Source organism: Larkinella knui (genome assembly GCF_003858645.1).
GTDB classification, from domain to species: domain Bacteria; phylum Bacteroidota; class Bacteroidia; order Cytophagales; family Spirosomataceae; genus Larkinella; species Larkinella knui.
On the sequence record NZ_RQJP01000001.1, the window covers coordinates 1,936,390 to 1,961,701 of the forward strand.

Sequence of the window (25,312 nt, forward strand, 5' to 3'; positions counted from 1 at the left end):
AAGACCGCTTCACTTACAATCATAGTAAATACGCCAAAGCTTTCCAAAGCTAATGCCTAAAAAGATTCTGTTAATCAATACATAGTGCGAGTCTCGGACATTAAGCTTTTCCCACAATTCCTTTGGACACAATAAGCATTTATAACAATACTACCACAGAGTTTAAGATGTTTTAGTATACTTTTCGTCCCATAATAGTTAAAGCAGGAGCTACAAGTCTCCTGCTTCTTTCTTATTGCAAAAACCAGTTTTGCCAAGTGTGCAAACCTTGCAATGTCTGCAAAATTCCACTCGTTAGCTCCAGCGAATTCACATTCCGCTCCAAGAACGTATCGATGTAACTACTCTTCACTGCACCAGTTAACAAATTGTAGAGTTTCCACAGACTGATCCTTCCATCAGCCTCCCGACAAAACGAATGATCCCGGTAGTAATCTCTGGCAATTATGCTGATCTGCTGATCCGTTATCAAAAGTGGTGCAATCTCCCGTTTTTGAGCTTGTGGAAGGTATTGATATAACCTACATCGACCAATCAATTGAGCAAACTGCTGTTCGGTCAAGTAGCACTCCGTTAACTGCCTCATTAGTGACAAGTGGTTATTGAGCCTATACCGACGAATCAATTCTTCAATTGCCGTAATGAGCTGAGCCACCGACTTCACCCGTAGATCAGCCAGATAACCATCTGTCGAAACACAAAGATTGGTACAAACCAGATTCTGGAAGCCAATGAACACCTTGAAATGTTCGTCTACACCTTTTTTTTGGTGAAGGCTGTCATGGTTGTAGGCTTTGACTCCACCAATGGTTAAAGAAAGTTGATTGTCCCCTACCGATTCCTGAATTGATGGAATCTCAATCACGAAGGCCGCGCGTTCATAATACAACGTCCTCTCCCAGTCCTCCAGGTCTTTCGCAGGTTTGTTCCGTGCTGATGGTATACGGCCTTTGATTGGGTGAGAGACGCGGATCGCTGGTTCCAGGATACTTTCGTGAGGAAATAAACGCTCGACGGTTTCTAGAGCTGACTCGATAAAGTCACTATGCGAGATTAACGGTTCATTATCCTTGCTGTACACTGGGATAATGTGTTTTTCCTGCATTTCACGCAGAGTTGAGGGCAGTGTATTGGCCAATAAAAAAGCCCGTTCCGAAGAAGGGGCTGAGTCAATAACAACGGCTTCACAGCTTTCTTCAAGCGGCATGATTTGAGTTTGCATAAGATTTGGGGTGTTTTGGTAATGAGAGTAATTGTAATTCGTTTTTGCGTTCAGTAAACAAGGGCGTTAAAGCCTCCCGGAATTCCGGGTACAGATCATAGAGATCCTTAAGTCGAATCGTATCCTTCGCAGCTTTGATCATCGCTTCCACTTGTTGTTGGGTAGTGCCTTCCTGACACCAGCGAAGAATCTGTTGACCCGTTTTTGTTGAAATGGGGAAATCCGGTTTGTCGGTGAACAGACCGGTGCGATCTTTCGTAGCTCGGGCGTAATGACGGTTATCAAGCTCAAATACCAGCGTGAATTCATAATCCATCCCTTCCCGGGTGATACCCTTCATACCTACCTTTTCTGGCACTTGGCGATGGTTCTTCTCCACCAGGACGTAATCCTGCTTAGCTCTGACGGTGGCAATCAGGTGGCAGTTACTTTGCAATAATGCGTTCACCAGGCTGTCGTGACGTGGAGTTAATTTGCTCCAATTGATGTAGGAATTCCCCGTCATAGCCGAGTGTTCGTCCAGAAGATGTTGCCATTCCTGGGAGAGTGAATCAATAATGATCACCTGAACTCCCGCCATTTCGCACACTTTCAAAGCTTCGATGTAACGTTCGGGTGTATACGGTGGCTCTAATACAAGCACCCGATACTTACCTAAATGCTCGAATAGGTCAGCGGATTTGTTCTCAGTGTCAATAATAGCGATGCTCGCCCAACTACCCGTAAGACCATAAGCCAGCAGTAATGAGGAATAGGTTTTTCCGGAGCCCGAAGGCCCTTGCAACAGAACCCGTATTCGTGCCTGTCTGCGTTCAGCATAGCGTAAATGCATAGAAATGATGGTTAAGTGAATGAAAGAGAATGAGCCTAATTGAAGATTCTGGTCAGGCAGGTAGAAAGACAAATTTGGCACCGGTAAAAAGAATCTGGCTATCGAAATCAGCTATTACGTAGTTGATAAAGTGCTGAGTGATTGTAAGACGAAGCCCATTCGAGGTGATTTCTCCAGCCAATTCCATGTACGTGTTGGTCTTCTGCGGATCAGGATAAAACCGAAAGCTTATCTGTTTGCCATCGAGAGTGTAGTCTGTAACGTCAGGCGAGACTTCTTTAAGGTAGTCACCGGAATTGCTTTCCAACACTTGTCTAACCTCACCCTTTGTTAAGGTGACCACAAAGTCAGCCTCAAACTTGCAAACCTTGCCAGCTTCGAACATGAGCCCCATTGAGATACCGGAGATATACCCATTTGGCCCATTGCCCTGATAAGTCCACAGGTACAAACCATCTTCTCGAATGAGGTAATTGGTGCGGAGGTTCAGACCCTGGTTCTGCACAATCATCCTGGCTGCTTCAGGATCTTGCTGCTTGAGTTTCTGCCAGTCCTTTTCGGCATTGTCGGTTAAGAAGTTATCGTAAACGAACTTGAGGATAAACAGGGCAAAAGCAATGCCCAGTACTGTGAGGAGAGTACCCATTTTTCTGAATGTTTTGAGAGTGAAAAGATGACTGGAATGAAATTCATGCCGTTCAGAACCATCGGGGGTACCCAACGACAGAATTAAGTTGCCGGAGATGTTAATACCGGGTCATCTTTTACACCCACATATTGGAGTTCAGAAGATCACTAAAAAAGTTGAGGGCATTGATTTCCAATTATACAATTTTATACAAATAACCCTTCCAAGTCAGAGTTTTTTATAAGGAACTCTGCCGCATCAGCTAAATCAATTGCATGTACCCCAAACTCTAGTTGCCCTGAGTAAATTGGGTAAGTATAATATTCGTCATCGTAGAAATTAGCCACACTGCCTGCAATTGCATTGGATATAGCATTAACTAGTTCATTTTTTCTTATTAATGTTCCTTTAGCTGCATTTTCAATGTATGTATTCACAACGTTTGCTGAACGTATAATAGCTTTGCCTACTAAAAATTTATTGGCACCAAATTCAAGAACCCATCCATAATACGATGATAAATATATATTATCAGCATGGCGAGGCGCTCTAGCTGGAAATCCAGAAGGATGTTTATCCCACCATGCACATGCTCTTATAAAAGATTTTGCAAAATCTTCTGGTACCTTCTCATCATATTTAATCCAATGAATATTCCTTTTTATCCTTCTGATTATTCTAATATTTCTTTCAATTACTAATTCTCTCAATTGAACTAACTCTTCAATAAAAGATTCATCTAACTCAGCTGATAGAAAGATTTTACCGCAAATTTGACACTCTCGACCCCTTCTATACCAAAGAATATCAGCATGTTTTGAATTACATAGAAGTCTGGCTTTAGGGTCTCCTTCATTTGTATTTTGATATATTTTATAAGTGGGGATTGACCTTGTGTAAGTAGTTTTTTTACAACTTGGGCAGTGAATTTTTATTGCAGCCATATATTGGATATTGGGGATAGAAAGCATAATGAACAAAATCAATCAAGATGGGGCTAAATGCTAAAGATGCTTACAAACTATTTTAATGTTATGGAATTGGAGAATGTCTCACTGATAATTAGAAAAGTACAATATATGGTTAATTTCTGCAAACATACTTAAAGAAGTTTAATGGTAATTGCTACATGTTAAGCATCTATATCATCTGGTATTAATATAAACGCTTTCAAGCATTTGCTCTAAGAAGAAATAACTTGTTGTGAGTAAACACAATGGGTTGGGTTATTCCAATTTAGAAAACTTTCGATGATAGCTATTTTTGATCTATTATTGCAAGTCTATACAAGGGAAGCACTTATAGTCTTGAGTGGCACTAAAGTACAATGCAATACTTTGGTAGAATTTCTAATGACTCGTACTCCTCGTACCGGTACGACTGGTTCGATTTGGTACGAATCATGTTCACCAAAAAGGCTTACATTTTTACCTTTCTTCTTATTCAATATTATCGGCTAGATTTCTTATCTGCTCGACAGCTTCCTTCAACTGTGCATACAACAGTGTTTTTCTTTTTCTTGCAGATGGGTGCCAAAAATTAATGATACCAATCCCTTCCCAACGACCGACACTATACGCATTAGAGACCGGTTTCTCCAAAGGAATATCGAATAATTGGGTGACATACCCATCGTATCGGAAGCAGCATACAATCAAGTCGGGTTTTATCATGCCAATTTGTTGATGCAGCAAATCGCGGCTCTCAACAATATATTCGCCAATGAGATCTGCATCCGATGTAGCACCACCACTAACTTTTTTGACATTGATGAACGCCATAGATTTCAATGCAGTGTGCTTCTGATCGTAAGTTAGCTGATCCACATCTGCTTGAAAGTTATTTAAAATACCGTGTGCCCATTCGCTTAGACGGTGAGCAAATCGTAGGTACACAACCTTGCTGGCCCATTCACGGTAATCCGCATGGTTATTTTTATAATCGTGCTGACTTCGGTAATTATGCTCCTTAGCAATAAAAAGAACCTTGGTAGATTGAGCCGCATAAAAAACCGGATTGATGATTCCATCTCGGATGAATTGGTTATTGCAATCCTTAAGGTTTTTCGTCAAGTACCGTTCTTCGAATTTAGTAAAAAGGGTTTCCATATCCATAGTGTCAGTTATTACGGTGTCGTTTAAATTTCTTCAACACACCTATATGTAATTATTACTCTACTTACTCAGTCTGCGTTTCCTAAAAAGCAGCCAAACCGTTACTGCCAGTATCACTAATAGAAAAATGTGCAATATCGGGCCTTTATAAACCACGCCGTAATAATCACCAGAAAGCGTGTCAGGTTGTGTCGTCACATTCATGCGTGCAGCCGGTTTGAATAAAAGTGACAAACTTTAACTGATATTGACCTTTAACAGAAGCAAGATACTAATTTTACGAACTCGTACAGTATCGTACTATTTGAACCGGTGCGATTGGTACGAATAGGTACGAGCCCCATTCAATAAAAAGTCTTCCGATTTTAGTTACCTTCTTACCTTAGAGTGGAAAGTCAGTTTCGTTCAGAAACATAGTGCCGGGGTATAGAATGACAAATTAGATAACCGGGGATGGTCAATGACCGGCTCAGCGGTTTTACGCATATAACAAAAATTCAAATGACAACTACTTCATTTCAGTTATTCTCAATTCCACTTTTAAGTAAATAATCGTTTTTAAGTAGCTTAGCAAAATAAAATACCTGGTTTTGAGTAATCTTCTGAGTTGGTAGAGCAAGTAAATTTCCAAAAAGTTTTACCGCTTTTTATACTTTAAAGAGATAATCGTTTGGAAAAGGGTAATGGTTGTTCATAGGCAGAATTTTGTCTCAATATTTAAATTCCGTTTTGTTACTTCAGCTTTCATGGTAAGTGTTGATTGATACCAAGTAGGGATATCAAAAAAAGACCTACCGCTTGGCCTCAGCCAGTTGTTGGTACCACTTCTCAAGCTTAGTCATGAGATCTTCCAGTTTGAGGGGCTTACTGAGGAAATCATTCATACCAGCATCTAGACATTCCTGTTCATTCCCTGCCAGAGCACTAGCAGTCAAAGCAATAATAACAGGCTGTTTTACCAGGGTTTGCCGAATCAACCGGGACGCCTCCAACCCATCCAGAACCGGCATTTGTATATCCATTAGGATAAGCTCGTACTCCTTTTGATGCGCGGCTTCAAGCGCTTCTTGTCCGTTACTTACCACGTCTGGTTGATAGCCCATTTTTTGCAGGAAATGCTGGATCACACGCTGGTTCATGGTATTATCCTCGGCCACCAAAATAACAAAGGGATAGGTGGCATAAAAATCATTGGATAGCCTTTTCTGGATCACTGCCTCAGAGAGCACAGGCTGCTGCGGTTGAAGGGCCTGTTGTACATGTTTGCTCAGCATCTGCTGCCTAATTGGCTTCGAAAGGATCGAGACGAAAAGCGACCGATGTTCATCTTTTACTTCCTCCCCAATGGAACTTAGTAAAATAATAGGGAGTTTTGGAAAGTGCATTCGAATTTGCTTTGCCAGCATCACTCCATCCATACCCGGCATCTGCATATCAGTAATGACGAGGTCAATGTCGGAGTCTGTAGACAGCACCTCCAGCGCTTCTCCGCCGTTGAATGCCAGGGCTGGCCGTAACTGCCAAGACATTAATTGTCGTTTCAAGATTGCCAGATTGGTGACATTGTCATCCACTATTAGGACCCGTTTCCCCACCTGGTAGGCCAGATTGGAACGGGTGTTAGAGACAAGCTGTTTTGTTCCGGGGTAGGTAAGCACCGTAAAGGAGAAGGTCGAGCCTACCCCAGGTTGGCTAATAACGTTGATTTCGCCACCCATTAATCCGACCAGCTTCTGAGAGATCGCTAGGCCCAGACCCGTGCCCCCGTATTGACGCGTCGTAGAGGAATCCACCTGTGAGAAGGCCTTGAAAAGCCGACTCAATTTATCGGCCGGTATACCGATGCCCGTATCTCTTACATCAAATCTGACCTGAAGTTTACCCCCGGGGTCAGTTTTTTCGGTAGTTACCAAGACACAGATTTCACCATGGTGAGTAAACTTTATTGCATTACCAACCAGGTTGATCAGTACTTGCCGCAGCCGCAAATGGTCACCTAAGATTTGTACTGGGACGTTTTCTTGCATATCGTAAACCAGCTCGAGACCTAATTTAGTAGCCTTTGCGCCGAACATATCCAGTACATCCTCGATGCACTGGCGCAGGTTAAAATCCTCATGTTCCAATTCCAGATTACCCGATTCGATTTTGGAAAAATCAAGAATGTCGTTAATCAAATTGATCAGCGTTTCCCCACAGCTAGAAATCGTTTCGGTAAACATCCGTTGCTCTTCGGATAAAGGAGTTTCTTGCAACAAGGTCGCCATTCCAATCACCCCATTCATCGGCGTACGAATCTCGTGACTCATGGTGGCTAAGAAGATACTTTTGGCCTGGTTCGCTTTTTCAGCGTCTTGGCGAGCTCTTTCCAATTCCCGGTTGGATGCCCGAAGTTGTTCATTAATTACTTTCAGGATCTCCTCGTTTTGTTTCCGCTCCTGAGACAGCTGGGCTTCCTGTTGTAAGTGCGCCATTTCCAGGGTCTGGCTGAGTTGCAACTCATTATATTTCCGAAGTAGGTGGGACCACAAGCCACAGATAAAAAAAATCACAGCAACCAGTCCAGTATGAATGACAAAGGTCTGCAGGTCAAAATAGTCCAACTGGGTAAAATAAATTTTACTAAACCCATTGTTTTGTAAATAGCCAAAAACGGCGTGATGGACCAGAACAACGGCCAAAAAGGGAAGTTGCAGTTTCCATTTTTGGTACGTAATCAGCAGGGCACTGCCAATAAATGCGAAAAAATGCATTTCAAAGAGCCCATGCATCTGGTAAATATACTGTGCCATAAACACCCCAAACACGGCACTTAATACATACTGATAGAGGTCAGAGTAAGGTTGTAGGATTTTGACGGAATAATAAGCCACCAGCGAAAGGCCGCCAACCCCCAGGGCGATGAGCCACGTGTCATAAAAAGCAGCGAATATAAAGCCGATAATAAAATAGCCGCTTAAGAAATAATTCATTAAACGGTCTGACCTTTCCTGGACCCCAACCAACAAACCTTGGGCAGGATTTCTTAAAAGAGCATACTTATAATCCACGATCATTTTTACCAGTTGAATCCTAGTTTTTACAATAGGGCAAACTACAGCCGTACGCCCTTACGGCCAGTGGGTCGATCACCTGGTTGGCATCCTTGTTCAATAACCCGATAAGAGCCCTTTTGGCATAACTGGTTCTTTCGTCCGTACAGTAGCGGCTCCGGTTATAATTACCCCGGTAATACAAACGGTTCTTCGAATCCAACAGTACCGCCTGGGGAGTGGAATACACCCCGCATACAGCAGCGATAGACTTATCAAACATGACTGGTAGATTCAGCTCTAATTTTTCCTGTATCTGTTGCACCGAATAGGTTTTAATGCTCATTACTACTACGATAAAGGTTACGTGTTGGCTATATTGACGGACAAGGGATTGAAAATGGATTTTGTTAAACCGGGAACAAGGGCAATCGGGGTTAAAGAAATGAAGGAATACGGGTTTTTTAGACTTTTCCCTTAAAAGGCCTTTTAATTCGATCACGCTTCCGGTGGTTACTAGTTTATAGTTTTTCGGAACCGGCGTCGGTAACTGATAGAGCCAATCCTGATACCAGAACAAAGCTCCCACCGCTGACGTTAGCACCAGTAGCCAAATGATCACCAAGCCTTTTTTTATCATTTCGTTCGCTGAGCTGTTTTACGAAAATTTCCCTGAAGTTAAACCAAGCGATGCTGTCCAGAACACTGTTTTTTTTCGGCTTTAGGGCCAAATCGTTGCTAGTCCTCGACTTCTAACAAATTGGGTATGAGCCGAAAAAAATCAGGTAATAACCCCTTGATCCGAAGTGCAAAAGTGGCTGGTATGCTTTTTAATGGGCAATAATAATGCCACACCCCTAGAAGCGATTTAAGGTTCACGCTACTTATCCGTTCAGGGCGGAAAGCAAGACTTCATTTGACAATTCATCTACGATTTTATCGGCTAAAAATTACATCCACAGGTTCGTACCTATTCGTACTCCACGTACCAGTACGATTGGTACGAGAAAGTACGTATCGTATCTACCAAAAAGTCCTACGTTTTTTCACTTTCCCTAGAATGGCAAGATAGTTTAATTTAGAAAAGCAATGCCGGGGTAAAGAAGGGCGAAGAAAATTATTGGGGTTTTGCAATAACTGCCTCCATCATTCTAAACTTATACTTCTGACTCAAATGACAACTACTTCATTTCAGTTATATTCAATACTCACTTTTAAGTAGAAAATCGTTTTTGAGTAGCCAAGCAAAATAAAAATAACTGATTTTGAGTAGGTCTTTTGGGTAAGTAGGTTAAGTAAATTACAATATAAGTAGTAGAAAAAAAGCTTGACAGTAAGAGTTGTGCAACAGCCAGACTCGTTTCGCGAGATACTTAAAAGTTTCTATTGCAATATCCTTCAAAAGTCACACACAGTCCTAAATTGTCATCTCAGGCATCAATGAATCATTATTAGCGCAACAGCTGAATTTGTGAGATCGTTTGATTTTGCATAAAAGTTGCAAACCGTGCAAACTTTCAAAATGATAAAAGTCTAACAATTTCTAGTTACCCTACCTAGCTTCTAATAGAAGATAAATAGTCTTCACTCTGGGTTGCCTAAGATTCAAATCCAAACTATATTTATAGTAATTTTTTGTGAATTCGACTATTGATTGATGACATTTCAAACATCTTTCACTGTCAGTCGGGATGGCAAAATTTAAAAATAATGCTATAGTATTATAATATGAAATAAATTTCTGTCTGCATGGAAGTGACTTATTTAACGATGATTGTCTGTACCTACGCTATTGTATATGTATAAATATTTTCAGGAAGAAACGGGAAACAGACAGGGCAAATATCAACATATTTTGACATTGATATAAAATATTGACAGGTTCCACTTTGCTCTGTAATTTCGAGCTAGCATGCAAAAAGAAGTAATCGACCGTCAACTCGAATGTATCGCCATCGCCAAAACGGTACCCAAGGCCTTTGATATGGCAATCAACCGACCGGGTTCAGAACCCATCCCCCCCTTCGATTTGACCCATTATACCCTATTCTTTAACCCATCGATCGGCAATGTCACGTTTGATTTGAACTGGGATCAGGGCGATGCTTATTCCGCCAACGAGCAGGGCTACTGCCAGCAAACCACTCTGATTGTGGCGGGTTACTATTCCCGCTATGAGATTGCGACGCTTAGCTTATTGGAGTTAGGCGAGCGTATCTACGCCTATCTTAAATCCGTTAATATGGATTGATTCGTAGGTTGTTAGGAATTCATCAACCGTTCCATATTGTCATCAACCACTTCCTGCCACGTCGACAGGTAATGCCGCTGAAACGTCCTGAAATCCTTCAAACCTAGAATCTTTTGAACGGCCTCCATCCGATAACCTCGATGGATAAACATCGCTCCCGCCGTTTTGCGGCATACTTTAGTGGTAAATCGAAAGGGCAACTCCAATCGGTTTTCGATCTTTCCCAAATTTTGATTCAAGCCGGTAAACGAAGGTGCCCTTAATACCTGCATCCGGGGCAACAACCGCTGGGTCTCTTCCAGCAGCGGAATGTGGCAGATGGCCCACTCGGGATACGCTTGATGCACCTGTTTGACTTTTAAGCGCTTCCAGACAAGTTTGTCACCTTGCGGCAAATGAACGATGTGCGGTTTGGGGTCTTTTGCAATCGTTACTGCATCAGGATAATCCAGGCCCGTATAACAGCATAAAAGCGCCCACCACCGGGCCAGATCCAGCGGCTTGGGTAAGTCGAGCCGCTCCAGCGTCTGAAGCTGACCCAAAGACAAACAGTAGATCGGTTTAGCGGCCTGCCAGGTCAGTTTCAGGCTATTCAACCTGTTCTCCACTATCAATTCGTTTTCCAGGGCAAACTGAAGTACTTCGCGTACATTGCCGACCAGTTCGGTGGCATAGTTGATGGCCAGTGGACGAGCCCTTAGCCACTGGTAATACTCTTTCGCCCATCCGATTGTGATCCGATTCAGAAACAGTTCGGACTGACCGGTGGATTCCAGGTACGTTCTCAGATACCGGTAACTCAATTGCCATTTATAAAGGGTACCGACCGCCCGACGCTCGGGCTCGGGCATCGCCAGTAACGTCGTCAGGTATTCATCATAAACGTAGAGTAAACGGGATGCAATGGGTTCACCACTGAGCCAATGATGCTGCACTCGTTCGGCACTCACTGAAAGCTCTGCCCGAACCAGTGCTTGAAGGATCGAGAGATGGCCGGCCCTAATATCCGAAAGCATTTGATTGACCAGACGTGCCTCGGCAGATTCACCCTGAGCGCATTGATTTAGGGCATTCCACAAAGACGGTAATGTATAGACGCCCGATCCATAAGCTTCCACCGTGGTCTCATTCACCGTCAGATGGCACTGTAATTCGGCCAGGCCCTGTTTTGATGGAGGGGCAAAATCAAACCATACCGTAAGGGCAACCCGACTGCGAAGGGGTAAGGAAGGGGTAAGCGTCAACGAATCCATGCGGCAAACCTACTGATGAATCACCGGTTTATTCATATGATTGAAATATATTTGCGCCCATTGCTGACCAAACCACCCCATGACGCCACCGTCCCGACTCCTGCCCGACTCCTCCCGCCGACGGGTGAGTCTCAAGCTTACCTTTGATTTTCCCCAGGACACGCATCTGGATTTTGATGAATTGCAATGTTATTTACGTGTCGATGACCAGGACTTGCCCCCGTACGGATCAGGCATCTTTCTCCTGCGCTCCCTTTGGAACCCCGCTGGCCAGCATGCCCAGGGGCCAACCCGGGAAGCCCGCGTGGTTAACCGCTGCCTGTCGGACATCCGTGCGGATCACCGGGGCATTCTGCTGGATTTGCAGCGGTCGAATCAGATTCCTACCCCCGCATTGATAAAACGGTACTGGCTCTCGGGTGAGCGAATCACGGTTCGGCTGCTGTCGATGTATGAAGAGTACCTGACCCAGTTACACCAGACCCCCTTACCCGAGCGCAGTTCCCCCAGTACGCTCTACAAGTGGAACCGGGGCTATCACCTGCTGGCGTCGTATTTGAATATGAATCAGGTGCCGGATTTGGATCTGCATGCCGTTTCGATTGGTTGGGCCAAGACCTACTATTCCTGGCTCCGCCAGCGCCCCTTGTCCATTGATTCGGCTTCCCGTTACATCGGCCAGCTTCGGGAGATACTGCAATTTAGTGTCGAACAGGAACTGATCACCCACAACAAACTCAGCGAGTTGCACTTCACCGCCCAGCCCGCCAAAAGGGTTTGCTGTTTATCCCCCGAACAAGTTCAACAACTAGCGGAACTGGTCTTGCCGGAGCAATTGAACACGGTGCGCAATTGGGCCCTTTTGAGTTGCTATACCGGGCTGGATTTCAAAGATGCCGTGCAACTGGCTCGTAAACCGGGGGAACACCTGGTGGAGTTATCTTTTGGACAAAAGATTGTTATCCGGCGTCAGAAGTTCCAGGCTGTCCACCAGGCCAAACCCGACTGGGGCGTTTCTCATATTCCGCTGCTGCCAGAAGCTAAACGCTTATTGGAAGGGGCTGCTGACTGGCCCGACGTGACGATTCAACGGGTGAACCGCAACCTGGAGACCATCGAGAAGCTGATGAACTTGCCCTTTCGTTTAACGACCAAGATTTGCCGCAAGACGGCCGGAGCCTTATTCTTATTGAGAGGCTACCGAACCGAAGCGGTTCAAAAGATTTTAGGGATTCAGCACCTGAGGACGCTGGAACGAAATTATTTGCACATCTTTAGTGAATTAGTCGATGAGAACATGCTGCGGCTGGGATCGGTCACCCGCGCTGAATCCACTACCCGTAAAGAAGAAATCAATACGACCTTATTCAACCCTTAACCATGTCAACGATCACCGCTCTCTCGCAACTGGATCCAAACAGGCCCTATTCGTATGCGGACTACCTGACCTGGGAGTTTGGGGAATGGGTCGAGTTACTGGGTGGGCAGTATTCGGTTTTCAGTAGCCCCGGCAAGTCACCCACTCACCAACAGGTGGTAAGTCGAATCGGAATGCAGGTAGCTGAAAGGTGGAATGATCCGGCGTATGAAACGTGGTCTTTGCCCTTTCCGCTGATCCTGGGATACGAAGAGCTTGAAAATAGCTACAATCTGGTGCTTCCCGATGTATACGTGATGGGGAAACATCCGCCGAACTATCTTGATGACCGCGGCTGGCACGGGGTACCGGCGTGGATTGTCGAGGTAACCGACGCCCGAACGGAGGAAACGGATCGAACCGCGAAATTCAACCTTTACCAGTATTTTGGCGTCAGGGAGTATTGGATCGTTTCACCGGATAAAAGGCAGGTGGTTCAGTATGTTTTAGACTCAAATGGACGGTATCAGCTACTGGCTGAAAAAAGTAATTCAGGCCTGGCACACGTTCAGGTACTGTCAGGGTTGGAAATTGATTGGGATGAGGTATTCGCTTAGTATTCCTAGAAATACCTTCACCAAAGCCATTTGCTAAAACAATTTATATAGAAACAAATTGTTTTAGCCATCTAAGCTCTGACTATTTGTAAAATGGCCTATATCATACGCTGATATAAGCCATTTCACTTTTAACAAAAATCGAAAATCCCTTTCTATTACTTATCCTAATAAATCGAAAACCATATCATGCCAAGCACACAATAAAAGTCGAAATAAACTTGCTTTAAACTTTAATCACAGACCAGTTAAATGGATCAAATATTATCTGTCAATTTGGCGTTTAACTAGAAATCGATTTAAGGTTATTTTCGAGCGATTTAAGACATTAAAAATTCAAGCTATACTCTTTATCAACTTTGATAAGATAATCGATTCTAGGGGCATTTATGACGCATTTATGACATAATCTATATCCTCTGGTATCCACACCTCTGTTTTAAGGTCTGGAACTACGCCAATTGACCTTTTAAGCTCCTCGATCATCGTGTGTTTTACATACTCGGCATTCTGTTCAGTCGTTCCAAGACAATCATGGATCGAAAAGAGGGGTACTTCAGGTCGTTCCTGGGTGATTCGGGCAACAATCCGGTTCAGGAAGACTTCTGCCTCAATCGATTGCAACAGTAAAGCAAGAGTACGGTGATCCTCTGATTTTAGTAGCTTAAGATTCTCAGCGATTAATGGAAACACCTGCTCGAACACATGCTTTCTTTCTACAATGAAGGGTCTCTTTTCGTCGTTGCGGGAAAACAGTACCGAGAAAACCATATCCTTTAGATGTTGCCTGGACTTAACTTTCCTGCCTGTTATCCGCTCTACCTCCTGTCCTAAATACTCATAGAACTGACCGTTACTAATACGATCTGTAAACGTTTTTACTCCATCTACTAATGAAGATTCTGCTTCATTTACATAGACTAACTCTGATTGTTTATGTGAGCTAGTTAAAGGAGTAATCTCAGAATCTGCGCACATAAGGGTACAGGGGGGTGAGGGGAAGGGTGCGTTACTATTACTATCTATAGTATATACTAGTATAGCATTGATAATAGATTCAGTTAGTAAGCACTGAATATCACTAGGGAGTTGCTTTAAATCCATTGTTTCAGTACTTCCTAATGGTTGATAAAACTCTTTTCTAAACAAAATGGTCGAAAAATAAGGTTGTGAACAGCTTAAATCTATACCCACCAATGGCTCACCTTGAAAAGTCAAAAAGTTACGCAACTCTTTTTTTAAATTGGTCAACGGCGAGTGAAACCGATGCCCGCTTTGATCCACCCGAAACTTACCCGTTTTCAGTACCAGGTGATTGATCATGGTTTGGTATGCGCTATACCGACTAGCTGCTTTTTGTCTCACTCTATGATCCGCGGAATGCGATTCTTGTTCATACAACTGATCGATATAATGCTGAGCTTGTTCTCTGTCAATCTCCAATCCTTCAAAGTGGCGGATTAAATGCGGGTACTGCTCATGGGCTAATTGGTCTAAAGCGTTTTCAAGAATTGTCTGCCTGACCAGTTTAGGATTCGTTAATTCTTCCATGACTGTTTTTACCCGGTACGGCTCTGTAAAGCGGTAAGCCCTCGATTTAAAGCCAACCATATAGACCTTATCGCATTCCAGTACCCCAACTGCTACTAAGTACCGCAGGTAATGTTGATAGTCACGTATCTTGTACTTTAGAAGTTTGGAGTATAAAGGAATGTACAAAACATCGTCAGCTTCGTCGGTGGCAAATAACCGATGGTCGTAAGCTGGTAATTCGCTGATCAGGCCGATAATGTATTTGAGATTTTCGATCCAAAGTCGGACATGTGGAGGATGTGCTTCCAAAAGCTGCTCCAGATTCAAGTTCTCAGGTAGTAATACTACTTTTTTAGTTGTCATTATGGTTCATAATTTTAGAAATACCAGTCGTGCATTTTAGCAAAAGCTGCAAAACCGCATTGCCTTCACATTTTTGTACACGACTGGTCGAAGTGTTAACTATTTGATTTTGCGGAAGAGCCCCTCTTTATCCCTTTCCAGATATCCTTTTTTGTACAATTTGTGCAGGCATGCGTAGGCCGTTCTTAGCGGGATGCTCGCATCAACGCCATTTGAAATGGCTCTAGCTCGTGGGAACCAAGCTTCGTCTGGCAGTGCATTATAGAATTTTCTTTCCGCTCCAGTCAGGTCTGAAAGATCCCCGCTAGGTACTAAGTCGTAAGTATCGAGGGCATGTCGATAGTATATATCCGACAACTCCATGGCACTTTTGAAATCGGCATCGCTGCATTCGATATCCCCACTAGACACCTTGCCTTCTTTATCGATCTTCTCCAACCGACGGGTTGCACTCAGTACCATTGCAAGTCGGAAAGTAATTAAGCCTAATCGGGTCGCAATCGCACTGGCGGAAGCCCCTAACTCCTTTTGCGTTTTTTCTAACAGCCCCTTAAAGTGCACATCAAGTTCTTCCCATTGTCCATCAGTCAACCGGAACTCAATCGAACTTTTCCCTAATTGACTTACTCGTTCAGCTAACCATTGCCCGAATTTTTCAATTTTTGCTTCTTTGTCGGTTGTGTGATTAGAAGGGGCAACTTTGCGCCATTCTGGAACGTCATGGTAGGTATAAAAAATAAACCGGCTAAACAACCCATTCTCGGTTGATGGAATAATTCCCCTCAGTTGCCCTGGTGTCCCGGTCAGAACCATTGCCAGTCGAGGATTATTGATCTCTACATACTCATTTTTGGTCTTCCGACGCAAGGAAATGGTTTCATGATGGAAAGCCTTCCGAAGAATGTCCGAGATATTACCCCACTCCTGCTTTAAAGTGTTCGCCAGCGTGTCAGCTTCCGTTTCACAAATAATCCCATACCCTCCATTGTTGTTCAGCTGATCAATTATTGCGGCTGCACTGATATTGGCAGGGATAAAAAGCATTTTCAGCTCACCCTCGTTTTCATTGAGGTAAAAAGTCGTTTTAGACTCAGGATCAACTGCCTCATCACTAATGTTCTTTGCTTTTTCATGAAGTGGTAATGCTAATAGCTTGGCCCAAGTCATGTTTCCTTTTCCACTGGCAGGCGGAGCAATAATAAATATGTATAAATTTGGGTGTACTCGGCTGCCAGCATAAATGCCAGAAACTGAATCAAAGCATCCACTCAAAATCCCTAATACAGAGGTTAAGAAAACATCCCGTTCTCTGTTGTCTTTAAACTCCTCGCATAAGTTTTTAAGAAATCGAGGTAACCGGTCGTACACCGACGCCGGAATAAATGGTGTATTCTCAGCGTCCACGGTAGTTGTTGTTTAAACTTTTAACCTTGCTTTTCTCTAACATCTGATTAACGGCCTGTTCCGTGTAATAGATCTTGTGACCGATTTGGCTGAACTCGATCAATCCATCATCCCGCCAGTTCTGAAGGGTTCGTTTGCTCACCTTGAGCTTTTTACATAAGTCGTCGTTGTCGTAGACAGCCTGTCTACCCTCATGGGTGTTTCGTGTGGTTGCCTGAATCATTTCCTCCAGGTCCCGGACCAAGCCTACGAAATCGGTCTTAGTCATTAATTCAACATGCATGTTTGTTTGGTTTAATTCGTATAGCTACGTGCTGTAGAATGGGACAAACGTACTCGGAATAGCATGGCGCGAATGGGGGTAGAATGAGCCAGGTAGAATGGGGGTAGAATCACAAAAAAGGCCGAATGGGGTTCCCAAACGGCCTTAAATGAATTTTGGCAAAAAACTATTTCTAAGAAATTTCAAAAGTTTCTAGAAGGGTAGATCGTCAAGTAGATTTTTTAGCGGGCAGCTCTTCTCTTAGTGCATCGATCACGATGTTAATATCTCTTAACTTTAATTCACTTTTGGGGTGTTTCGTACGGTGTAAATCTTTTTTCTCCAAGGTCTTACCTTGCAATTGAAAAGCTTTGACCGCCATATCCCAGTGTTCCCCATTCTCCAAAAAACCAACATCAATCATTTCATGAATCAGATATTGTAACTGATTCGTTGCTCCAAGCCAGGTTACTTTTTCCTCGATTGGATTCATAAAAAGTTTTCTAAAAATTTTGAGTTCCGTATTTTGGGAAATTAATCCTCGAAGTTTGAGCTTAACAAAGATCGCATCAACACAATTATAAAGAATTGTCTTGTTCGTTAACTTGACCCTGAAGTGGCCACTTTCTGAAGATGCAACGGGAAGAGTAGTTTGAAAATCTTGGTTACTAGGTGCAGATTGAAAGAAAGACGGAGAAGGTCGATAGTTGCTTCTGATATGATCAAATATCCGGTTCAGCGACTCCATTAAACTATCTTTGTAACTAAATGTAGACTTTTCTGTCTGCGCAGTTAAGCGAAGAAGATATTGCACTAAGCTAGGCAATTGCAATTTCCAGTCTTCTGCTGACAGTAGTTCATTATATTCCCGATCAATCTTTTCAATAGTTAACTTTTCTTCGCGTTTTGCTTTTTTATCTACGAAGTAGTCAAGAGAAAATACGTCCCATTGACCATCATCATAAAATTTCCCGACAAAATGTACCCGAATTTGATGGTTATCAAAGTCATATTGGACATCATCAACATGCTCTTCCTCAAAACCAAATTCGTTTCCGATTTCGTCAGTAGCTTCAAATATATAGGAAGTAATAGAACGATCTCGCCCTTCATCTGTCAATATCTCTTCATAAAAAGCGAAGTATTTAGGCCAAATAGAGGTCATCACATAGTAGTTTGGGCGCAAGTATACTGACAAAATTTCAATAGTACTCCTTTGCTTGGCTAAACATATTTTTGATTAAAACTCTATTAATTGAGAATGATATAAAAAAGTCCCAGTAGCATATTTACCGCTACTGGGATTGTCATTTCTTAATTTACAATGTTTTCCATTCTCAATTCAAGCAGAAGCCGTACATTCTTTGCATAATGAAAGACATTTCTTAATTTAAGAAGAAGCAGTAATGTTTCTTCCGAATAGAAGATCGTGCGATTAATCTGGTGGAATTCTATTAAACCCTGGCCACGCCATACCTGTAGTGTACGTTTACTAATTTGTAGTCGGACGCTTAAATAGTCATCATCATACATTCTAATCTCACCTTGAACAATCTGTGACCGCCTCCGAATGGAAGTTTCCTGGTTTTTAATCCAATTAAGGCATCCTTCAACACTTAGTGTTATTTTAAATGATTTCATAAAATTCAATCTGTTTTTACCGAAACAGGACGGTTTTGTGTTTGTTTCGGTACGAATTTAAGCAAGCACCTTATCCAAAAACTTGGTAGAATTACATAGGTAGAAGGTTGGTAGAATGTAGCCCTACCTCTTAGGTTAGAAATAGTGAGATTTCTGCCTGCAAGAGAAGCATTCTATTGATGCTGCTTGGAAGAAAAACTGGAAGAAAATTTATTGAGGTAGTATGACAAGTAGAAAATCTCAGCTTATGTAGGTCAGGTCTTTTTTTATAATGCTTTGCGTCTAATTAATGAAGTATTCAACTATTTCTCAAGGGCCTCCTTGCCTGCCTGAATTGGCCCGCTGTTCTAAATGTTTCAGTAATGTTACAGTAACAAACCAAAAACACCTTACAAATCACTGAAATTCAGCTTTTTGTAAGGTGTTGTTTGTACCGGGAGCCGGACTCGAACCGGCATGCCCTTGCAGACATTGGTGTTTGAGACCAACGCGTCTACCGATTCCGCCATCCCGGCATTCTTACGGCGCGTGTCGCTCAAGCGAACGTGGGTGCAAAAGTAGGATTAATAATGAATAATGAACAATGAATACTGAATATTTTTTGTGCCGGGGCCGTCAAAAGCAGTCCCTGCACGCTAAATTCCTTCCTTTTACCGCCCACTCAGATCCGGTTATTCATACCGTAACGCTTCAATTGGATCGAGACGGGACGCTTTAAAAGCCGGGTATATCCCTGAAAATAAGCCGACTGACACGCAGACCAGAATACCGATCGCCATCCAGAACCAGGGTACGACGAAACTTCCGTTACCCCGGCTCACCACGGTCGAAATCAGGTTGCCAATCCCGATGCCTAACAGAATACCGCCAATCCCGCCGATGATACAGATCACAATGGCTTCGATCAGGAACTGCTCCCGGATACGCTTTGGCGTTGCTCCCAGTGATTTGCGGATGCCAATTTCGCGGGTGCGTTCCGTAACCGATACCAGCATGATGTTCATCAACGCAATGGCCGCCCCCAACAGGGTAATGAATCCGATGCCAAAACCGCCGATGCGGAGGTAACTCGTGATGTTTTCAAAGTCCTTCGCCAGCTCGTCGGCCCGCTTGATTTCGAAGGTATCGGGCTTGCCGAGCGGATCATGACGGATCTGGCGCATCAGCCCCCGGGCCTCGTCGACTGCCGTTTCGGCATCGCCCATGTTCGGAACCGATCCCGTTATGTCGAAGGTCAGCGTCCGGTTGGCCGCCATCGCCCGGGCATTTTCCAGCGGCACCAGCACCTGCCGGTCGTCTCCCCCACCCGAAAAACCGCCTTTTTTTTCCAGAACCCCAACAACTTTGTATTTGCCCCCCAGAATATTAATTTCCTTGTTCAACGGATTCTGGTTCCGGTCAAATAACGTCGTGACGATTTCATTGCCGATGATGGTTACGTTCAGGGATTTCTCTAAATCGGTGGCCGAGAAATTCCGGCCCGACTGGAGTTTCAGAGCTTTGATACCCAGGTAATTATCGTCAATACCGATCAATTGAACGTTCGGATTGGTTTTTTTAGACGCGTATTTGATCTGGGCGGCTCCGGTCACGGCGGCATAAACCGCAATATTTTCCCCTTGCTGAAACCGCCGTTTAAACGTCATCGCCTGGTGATAATCGATGGGCGGCACGCGCTTTTCGGAACGACCGCCAAACCGCCGGTACATCTGCGGCCCCTGAATGTCGAACGTATTGGCACCAAGTCCGGCGAAACTGTTGTCAACGGAACTCTGTATGCCATCAATCGCGGTCAGGATGCCGACCAGTGACGTTATGCCGATGGCGATGATGAGCGACGTCAAAATCGTTCGCAAACGGTTTGAGATAATGGATCGCAGGCCTTCACGGATATTTTCGAGGAGATTCATAGCTTGTCGGGTTGGTGGCGTGAACGATTTAAGAAGTGAAGGCTGACTTTTAATCCGTCCTCCAGGTTCTCATTCCTTCGCTCCCCATAACTTTTTAGCATAAAAATTGCTTATCTTCGTTGAATACGGGTAGATACAAAGCTACTCAAAACAGCTAAAAAAAAGATTACCGATGAAAAGGCTGCTATTACCGCTCATCCTGATTTTGGCATTAACGACGCCACTCTTTGCGTCGAAAATCCTGATACCGATGGATGAAAGTCAGAAGAATCACCTGAAAGCTTATGGCATTGCCTACTGGGTATTACGCCAGTACGACACCGAAGTCGATTGGCTGCTGAACTACCGGGGAGGCAGTTTCATGATGCCGCATACCCAGAAATTTGTCAATGAAATGGTGATTCGGGGTGTTAGTTATGAGGTCATTTCCGATGCGCAGGGTGGTCAGATCATCGCCGAAGTGTCGTCGCCCGACGTCAATATGGATGCCGTTAAATTGCAGAAAGCGCCCAAAGTTGCCGTCTATTCCCCCAAAACCAAGCAGCCTTGGGATGATGCCGTGACGCTGGTGATGACCTACGCCGAAATTCCGTACGAAACGGTTTTTGACGAAGATGTGATGGATGGCAAACTGGCTCAGTACGACTGGCTGCACCTTCACCACGAAGATTTTACGGGCCAGTACGGCAAATTTTTTCAGTTTCGCGATCAGCCCTGGTACCAGGCACAGAAGCGGGAGTCCGAATTGATTGCCAAGAAATACGGCTATACCAAAGTGTCGGAACTGAAACGGAATGTGGTCAAAAAAATCCGGGATTACTGCCTGGGGGGTGGGTATATGTTCGCCATGTGTAACGCTACCGATACGTACGACATCGCGCTGGCTACCCAGAACACCGACATCGCGGAATCGATCTATGACGGTGATGCCGCCGACCCGGCAGCCAACAGCAAACTGGATTACAGCCAGACGCAGGCCTTCCGCAATTTTCAGGTCTACATCAATCCGTACCAAATCGAGTTTTCGAACATCGACAACCAGCCCGAAGAACGCGGCCTGATCGAGCAAAACGATTATTTTACGCTGTTCCAGTTCTCGGCCAAATGGGACCCGATTCCGACCATGTTGACCCAAAACCACATGAACATCATCAAGGGGTTTATGGGGCAGACAACGGCCTTTAAGAAAGCCTTCATCAAACCGGAAGTGGTGATTCTGGCCGAAAACCGGGCCGCCAACGAAGCCCGGTATATTCATGCTCCGTTTGGAAAAGGATTCTTTACGTTTTACGGTGGACACGACCCAGAAGATTACCGCCATGAAATCAACGAAGAACCAACGGATTTGAACCTGCACCCCAACTCTGCCGGTTATCGTCTGATTCTGAACAACATCCTGTTCCCGGCGGCCAAAAAGAAAAAGCAGAAAACGTAGAACTAGTTTATGGTTTACGGTTTACAGTGGCTGACGCTTTATCCTTCACGCGTCAGCCACCGTAAACTATAAACCGTAAACCGTAAACTATAAACTGTAAACTATAAACCGTAAAAAATCGGGTATCGAGCGTCTGGTTAAATCCTGACGCTCGATACCCGATTTTTGGTTTTTCTCATCTAACTAGCCGTGTGCGATGCCGTTAAAATCCAACGGTTTCATCTCCCAAAGTTTCCACTTCAACCACTAAACTTACGTGTTCAGTGACTGCATCATTGAATGAAGTTCCGAAAGGTGTGACCTTTGGTGTACGAAAGCGTCGGCTTTCCACCACAGTAAACAACACCACACACGAAACTCATGAACTCATTTGCAACCACCCAGGCCACGCTCAACTTATCCCATGTGGCCATTCGCGAGGCCGATCTCGATCTGGCGGCTACCTGCGGCATCAAGTACTGGTTTTTGCCGACATTGCCCAACTCCAGGGTTGATTCCGGCGTGGTCTGGCTGGCGGCCGGGGCCAGCGGTACGGCTTTGCACGCGCATTCGGACGAAGATGAATATTTTTCGGTTGAGTACGGCGAACTGGAAATTTTCGTCGATGATCGCTGGATTCGCCTGACAGCCGGTCAATCGCTAACGGTTCCCGCCGGAAGCCGGCATACGTTACGCAATCAGTCGGGGCATTCCTGCCTGTATTTTTACAGCATTACCCCCGAATACGCTTCTTTTATTTAACAGATTTCGTAATCGACCAATACCGCACGAACGTTGCGCATCCGGAATCGATGCGTCTGTAAACCAGTGTCTTACTTTTCCAAACAACAAATCATGAACGCAAAAAAAATCCTTTTCGCCACCATTCCCGCCGACGGGCATTTCAATCCGCTGACGGGCATTGCCAAGCATTTGCAGGAGCTGGGCCACGATGTGCGCTGGTATACCGGCGGTCACTACCTGACCAAAGCCGAAAAACTTGGCATTCCGGTCTATCCGTTTCAGACGGCCAACTTAGTGAATCAGGACAATCTGGAAGAACTGTTTCCCGAAAGAAAGCAAATCAAAGGCACCATCGACCGGCTTCGGTTCGACATCAACAACGTCTTCCTGAACCGGGCTCCCGAATTTGTCGCTGATCTGACCGACCTCTACCAGGAATTCCCATTCGAATTGCTCGTGTGCGATGTGTTATTTACCGGAGCGCCTTTTATCAAGCAATTATTGAATGTCCCGGTCGTCGCGATTGGCATTGTTCCGCTCTCCGAAACGTCGAGGGATCTGCCCCCCGCCGGAATGGGCCTGGAACCGGCAACCGGTTTTTGGGGAAAACGCAAGCAGGACGTGCTGCGTTATGTGACCCAAAACATCCTGTTTAAACCCTGTACCGATCTTTACAACAAATTCCTGATTCAGCACGGTCTTAAGCCAACGCAGGATTTTGTGTTCGATGCCTTCATCCGTAGTGCCGATGTGTATCTGCAAAGTGGTGTTCCCGGTTTTGAATATACCCGGAAGGATATGAGCAAAAACGTGCGGTTTGTGGGCCCTCTCCTGCCCTTCAGCAAAGGCAACCGGCATTCGTTCAACCACTACGACCAACTTAAGCTTTACCGGAAAATTGTTCTGGTTACCCAGGGAACGGTCGAACGTGATCCGGAGAAAATTATCGTTCCCACGCTCGAAGCCTTCAAGAATTCAGATTACCTCGTGATTGCGACCACCGGCGGGTCGCAAACGGATGCCCTGCGGGCCCGGTATCCGCAAGCCAATTTCATCATCGAAGATTTTATTGACTTCAACGAAATCATGCCGTATTGTGATGTCTACGTTACCAATGGCGGCTACGGCGGGGTGATGTTGAGCATTCAGAACGGGTTACCGATGGTAGCTGCGGGGGTTCATGAAGGAAAAAGCGAGATTACCGCCCGCATTGGGTATTTTAAACTCGGCGTCAACCTGAAAACCGAAACGCCGACACCGGACCAGATTCGCACGCAGGTTAAAACCGTGATGAGTGATCCCGAATATCGTCGGAATATTGCCAAACTGAAAGGTGAATTCTCGGCCTACAATCCGAATGAATTGTGCGAAACCTACATCGCTGAAGTATTGGGGGAATCACTCCGGCCACAAACCAAATCCAGCCCTGAAAGCGTGAAAATGCTGGTATAACGTTCCATTTTTCCACACCAAACACAACCATGAAAAAAATAGCGTTAAGGGTCATTAGCCCCTTGTTGGTTCTTCTCCTAATCAGTACCGCCATCACCAGTTGCAGCAAAGACAACGATTCGGAACCCGGCCCCGGCGGTTTCGTACCTAAAAATATGGCAGGTAAGTGGCTGCACGGCAACTTTGCCATGGCCAATTTCTGGGGCTACGACGGCAGCTACCAGGGCAATCCGTTTGAACAATCCGTTGCTTTCGATTTCAAGTCCAGTGGCCATTTCGAAATGTACTACATCGGTGTCGCCAACGACTACGGCTGCCGAACGGAATCACTGAGTTCTTTCAAAGGGAAAGTCGATTTTGACGAAGCCGCGAAAACCTTCACCATCACACCCAGCGAAGGCACCTACCGCGGATTCTATTCCTGTGCGTCGAACCGGAATTTCAACCGCAAAGCCACCTCGGAAGAACTGAAAAAACAACAGAAAACGTTCAAATACAGCTTCACGGAAGACGGCAAGTGGCTGATGATCGAGGGAAGTTCGTTCAAAACCACAACCTGGTAATAAATCGGGTTTTTATCCATAATCCACACGCCTTCTGCCAATGAGTAAACGGTCGGGATGTGTCGTAAACTGCTCGTTTTCTGCGCAAAATGGCACCTCCCGCACCTTTTTCCCCGTGTATCTTTGTACCCAAGATCGGCTGGTAAGCCCGTCAATTCAAACAACAACTACTAGAAAAACATGAAAAAATTAACACTACTGACGCTCCTGGCGTGGCTCATCGCCGTTGCCTTAATGCCTTCTGCCAAAGCGCAAACCGTCGAAAAAGGCGAGAAATTTTTGAACGCCGGTATTGGTCTGGGCACCTATACCTACCGGGGGTTGCCCATCGGCGCTTCTTTTGAATATACCGTAAAAGACAATCTGTCCGTCGGCGGTTCGTTCGATTTTTCCCGCTATGGGTACAACAGCGGTGGTTACAAATGGAATTATACGTTTCTGTTTTTTACCGCCCGCGGCACTTACCACTTCGGTGAACTCCTGGACGTGAGCGACAGCAAATTCGACCCGTATGCCGGTATTTCCCTGGGCGTTCGGACGTCATCCTATAGTGATTCCTACGGCTCTTCGCGCGATTATTACAGCCCCTACGGCACCGGCATGTTCCTCGGTCTTCACCTGGGTTCGCGGTATATGTTTTCGGAAAAAATCGGCGGTTTTGCCGAAGTGGGCTACGGTGTTTCCGTTTTACGGCTGGGTTTGACGGCCAAATTCAAGTAA

At 44.8% G+C, this 25,312-nt stretch carries 21 protein-coding genes and 1 tRNA gene; 8 read left to right on the plus strand and 14 right to left on the minus strand.

Annotated elements, in window-relative coordinates:
* Window positions 1-232: 232 nt before the first annotated feature.
* The 7 genes from EHT87_RS07800 to EHT87_RS07830 all read right to left on the minus strand — a co-directional run bounded on the left by EHT87_RS07800 (window position 233) and on the right by EHT87_RS07830 (window position 8,468).
* Window positions 233-1,222, minus strand: a complete 990-nt coding sequence (locus EHT87_RS07800; protein WP_124905490.1) for a DUF3871 family protein — start codon at window positions 1,220-1,222, stop codon at window positions 233-235.
* Window positions 1,197-2,054, minus strand: coding sequence for an AAA family ATPase (locus tag EHT87_RS07805; RefSeq protein ID WP_124905492.1), 858 nt, complete (start codon window positions 2,052-2,054; stop codon window positions 1,197-1,199). The genes EHT87_RS07800 and EHT87_RS07805 overlap by 26 nt, the downstream gene beginning before the upstream one ends.
* A 52-nt stretch (window positions 2,055-2,106) precedes the next feature.
* Entirely contained in the window at window positions 2,107-2,700 is a 594-nt protein-coding gene (locus EHT87_RS07810) for a hypothetical protein (RefSeq protein ID WP_124905494.1), read from the minus strand.
* A 188-nt stretch (window positions 2,701-2,888) separates the two neighbouring features.
* Entirely contained in the window at window positions 2,889-3,626 is a 738-nt protein-coding gene (locus tag EHT87_RS07815; protein ID WP_148096027.1) for a hypothetical protein, read from the minus strand.
* Between the two features lie 495 nt (window positions 3,627-4,121).
* Window positions 4,122-4,790: a hypothetical protein gene (locus EHT87_RS07820; RefSeq protein WP_221621986.1), complete on the minus strand. Its 669-nt coding sequence runs from the start codon at window positions 4,788-4,790 to the stop codon at window positions 4,122-4,124.
* A gap of 797 nt (window positions 4,791-5,587) precedes the next feature.
* Window positions 5,588-7,852: a response regulator gene (locus EHT87_RS07825; RefSeq protein ID WP_124905501.1), complete on the minus strand. Its 2,265-nt coding sequence runs from the start codon at window positions 7,850-7,852 to the stop codon at window positions 5,588-5,590.
* Between the two features lie 16 nt (window positions 7,853-7,868).
* Window positions 7,869-8,468: a TlpA family protein disulfide reductase gene (locus EHT87_RS07830; protein ID WP_124905503.1), complete on the minus strand. Its 600-nt coding sequence runs from the start codon at window positions 8,466-8,468 to the stop codon at window positions 7,869-7,871.
* Between the two features lie 1,272 nt (window positions 8,469-9,740).
* Here EHT87_RS07830 and EHT87_RS07835 point away from each other — a divergent pair.
* The gene (locus EHT87_RS07835) at window positions 9,741-10,079 is read left to right on the plus strand and encodes a hypothetical protein (RefSeq protein WP_124905505.1); all 339 of its coding nucleotides are present in this window, start codon (window positions 9,741-9,743) and stop codon (window positions 10,077-10,079) included.
* An 11-nt stretch (window positions 10,080-10,090) separates the two neighbouring features.
* Here EHT87_RS07835 and EHT87_RS07840 read toward each other — a convergent pair whose 3' ends face one another.
* Window positions 10,091-11,332 carry a phage integrase SAM-like domain-containing protein gene (locus EHT87_RS07840; RefSeq protein WP_124905507.1) on the minus strand — a complete coding sequence of 414 codons (1,242 nt, stop codon included), beginning with the start codon at window positions 11,330-11,332 and terminating at the stop codon, window positions 10,091-10,093.
* A gap of 79 nt (window positions 11,333-11,411) precedes the next feature.
* Between EHT87_RS07840 and EHT87_RS07845 the strand changes: the two genes are divergently transcribed.
* Window positions 11,412-12,710, plus strand: a complete 1,299-nt coding sequence (locus EHT87_RS07845) for a tyrosine-type recombinase/integrase (RefSeq protein WP_124905509.1) — start codon at window positions 11,412-11,414, stop codon at window positions 12,708-12,710.
* A gap of 2 nt (window positions 12,711-12,712) precedes the next feature.
* Entirely contained in the window at window positions 12,713-13,306 is a 594-nt protein-coding gene (locus EHT87_RS07850) for a Uma2 family endonuclease (RefSeq protein WP_124905511.1), read from the plus strand.
* Window positions 13,307-13,693: 387 nt separating this feature from the next.
* On the opposite strand, the gene EHT87_RS07855 is transcribed toward EHT87_RS07850, so the two are convergent.
* From EHT87_RS07855 to EHT87_RS07880, 6 genes are all read right to left on the minus strand, one after another.
* The gene (locus EHT87_RS07855) at window positions 13,694-15,202 is read right to left on the minus strand and encodes a hypothetical protein (RefSeq protein WP_124905513.1); all 1,509 of its coding nucleotides are present in this window, start codon (window positions 15,200-15,202) and stop codon (window positions 13,694-13,696) included.
* A gap of 99 nt (window positions 15,203-15,301) precedes the next feature.
* Entirely contained in the window at window positions 15,302-16,606 is a 1,305-nt protein-coding gene (locus EHT87_RS07860) for a DUF3987 domain-containing protein (RefSeq protein WP_124905515.1), read from the minus strand.
* Entirely contained in the window at window positions 16,596-16,889 is a 294-nt protein-coding gene (locus EHT87_RS07865; RefSeq protein WP_124905517.1) for a helix-turn-helix domain-containing protein, read from the minus strand. Before EHT87_RS07865 ends, EHT87_RS07860 begins: the two co-directional genes overlap by 11 nt.
* A gap of 208 nt (window positions 16,890-17,097) precedes the next feature.
* Window positions 17,098-18,033, minus strand: a complete 936-nt coding sequence (locus EHT87_RS07870; protein WP_124905519.1) for a hypothetical protein — start codon at window positions 18,031-18,033, stop codon at window positions 17,098-17,100.
* 907 nt (window positions 18,034-18,940) lie between these two features.
* Window positions 18,941-19,024 (minus strand) — tRNA-Leu (locus EHT87_RS07875).
* 156 nt (window positions 19,025-19,180) lie between these two features.
* Window positions 19,181-20,419: an ABC transporter permease gene (locus tag EHT87_RS07880; protein ID WP_124905521.1), complete on the minus strand. Its 1,239-nt coding sequence runs from the start codon at window positions 20,417-20,419 to the stop codon at window positions 19,181-19,183.
* A gap of 172 nt (window positions 20,420-20,591) precedes the next feature.
* Here EHT87_RS07880 and EHT87_RS07885 point away from each other — a divergent pair, with 172 nt between their 5' ends.
* The 5 genes from EHT87_RS07885 to EHT87_RS07905 all read left to right on the plus strand — a co-directional run bounded on the left by EHT87_RS07885 (window position 20,592) and on the right by EHT87_RS07905 (window position 25,312).
* Window positions 20,592-21,854 (plus strand): asparagine synthetase B, encoded by a 1,263-nt coding sequence (locus tag EHT87_RS07885; protein ID WP_124905523.1) that lies wholly within the window; start codon window positions 20,592-20,594, stop codon window positions 21,852-21,854.
* 360 nt (window positions 21,855-22,214) lie between these two features.
* Entirely contained in the window at window positions 22,215-22,595 is a 381-nt protein-coding gene (locus tag EHT87_RS07890; protein ID WP_124905525.1) for a cupin domain-containing protein, read from the plus strand.
* A gap of 93 nt (window positions 22,596-22,688) precedes the next feature.
* Window positions 22,689-24,029 carry a glycosyltransferase gene (locus EHT87_RS07895; protein ID WP_124905527.1) on the plus strand — a complete coding sequence of 447 codons (1,341 nt, stop codon included), beginning with the start codon at window positions 22,689-22,691 and terminating at the stop codon, window positions 24,027-24,029.
* A 29-nt stretch (window positions 24,030-24,058) separates the two neighbouring features.
* A complete protein-coding gene (locus EHT87_RS07900; protein WP_124905529.1) occupies window positions 24,059-24,592 on the plus strand; it encodes a hypothetical protein in 534 nt (177 codons plus the stop codon).
* A gap of 180 nt (window positions 24,593-24,772) precedes the next feature.
* Window positions 24,773-25,312 carry a hypothetical protein gene (locus EHT87_RS07905; RefSeq protein ID WP_124905531.1) on the plus strand — a complete coding sequence of 180 codons (540 nt, stop codon included), beginning with the start codon at window positions 24,773-24,775 and terminating at the stop codon, window positions 25,310-25,312.

Bases quoted from the DNA above. Each gene is read 5' to 3' on its own strand.
- EHT87_RS07800 (WP_124905490.1), bottom strand. From the start codon at position 1,222: ATGCAAACTCAAATCATGCCGCTTGAAGAAAGCTGTGAAGCCGTTGTT.
- EHT87_RS07900 (WP_124905529.1), top strand. From the start codon at position 24,059: ATGAAAAAAATAGCGTTAAGGGTCATTAGCCCCTTGTTGGTTCTTCTC.
- EHT87_RS07845 (WP_124905509.1), top strand. From the start codon at position 11,412: ATGACGCCACCGTCCCGACTCCTGCCCGACTCCTCCCGCCGACGGGTG.
- EHT87_RS07865 (WP_124905517.1), bottom strand. From the start codon at position 16,889: ATGCATGTTGAATTAATGACTAAGACCGATTTCGTAGGCTTGGTCCGG.
- EHT87_RS07835 (WP_124905505.1), top strand. From the start codon at position 9,741: ATGCAAAAAGAAGTAATCGACCGTCAACTCGAATGTATCGCCATCGCC.
- EHT87_RS07870 (WP_124905519.1), bottom strand. From the start codon at position 18,033: ATGACCTCTATTTGGCCTAAATACTTCGCTTTTTATGAAGAGATATTG.
- EHT87_RS07840 (WP_124905507.1), bottom strand. From the start codon at position 11,332: ATGGATTCGTTGACGCTTACCCCTTCCTTACCCCTTCGCAGTCGGGTT.
- EHT87_RS07880 (WP_124905521.1), bottom strand. From the start codon at position 20,419: ATGAATCTCCTCGAAAATATCCGTGAAGGCCTGCGATCCATTATCTCA.
- EHT87_RS07850 (WP_124905511.1), top strand. From the start codon at position 12,713: ATGTCAACGATCACCGCTCTCTCGCAACTGGATCCAAACAGGCCCTAT.
- EHT87_RS07890 (WP_124905525.1), top strand. From the start codon at position 22,215: ATGAACTCATTTGCAACCACCCAGGCCACGCTCAACTTATCCCATGTG.
- EHT87_RS07815 (WP_148096027.1), bottom strand. From the start codon at position 3,626: ATGGCTGCAATAAAAATTCACTGCCCAAGTTGTAAAAAAACTACTTAC.
- EHT87_RS07820 (WP_221621986.1), bottom strand. From the start codon at position 4,790: ATGGAAACCCTTTTTACTAAATTCGAAGAACGGTACTTGACGAAAAAC.
- EHT87_RS07825 (WP_124905501.1), bottom strand. From the start codon at position 7,852: ATGATCGTGGATTATAAGTATGCTCTTTTAAGAAATCCTGCCCAAGGT.
- EHT87_RS07855 (WP_124905513.1), bottom strand. From the start codon at position 15,202: ATGACAACTAAAAAAGTAGTATTACTACCTGAGAACTTGAATCTGGAG.
- EHT87_RS07885 (WP_124905523.1), top strand. From the start codon at position 20,592: ATGAAAAGGCTGCTATTACCGCTCATCCTGATTTTGGCATTAACGACG.
- EHT87_RS07905 (WP_124905531.1), top strand. From the start codon at position 24,773: ATGAAAAAATTAACACTACTGACGCTCCTGGCGTGGCTCATCGCCGTT.
- EHT87_RS07895 (WP_124905527.1), top strand. From the start codon at position 22,689: ATGAACGCAAAAAAAATCCTTTTCGCCACCATTCCCGCCGACGGGCAT.
- EHT87_RS07810 (WP_124905494.1), bottom strand. From the start codon at position 2,700: ATGGGTACTCTCCTCACAGTACTGGGCATTGCTTTTGCCCTGTTTATC.
- EHT87_RS07830 (WP_124905503.1), bottom strand. From the start codon at position 8,468: ATGATAAAAAAAGGCTTGGTGATCATTTGGCTACTGGTGCTAACGTCA.
- EHT87_RS07805 (WP_124905492.1), bottom strand. From the start codon at position 2,054: ATGCATTTACGCTATGCTGAACGCAGACAGGCACGAATACGGGTTCTG.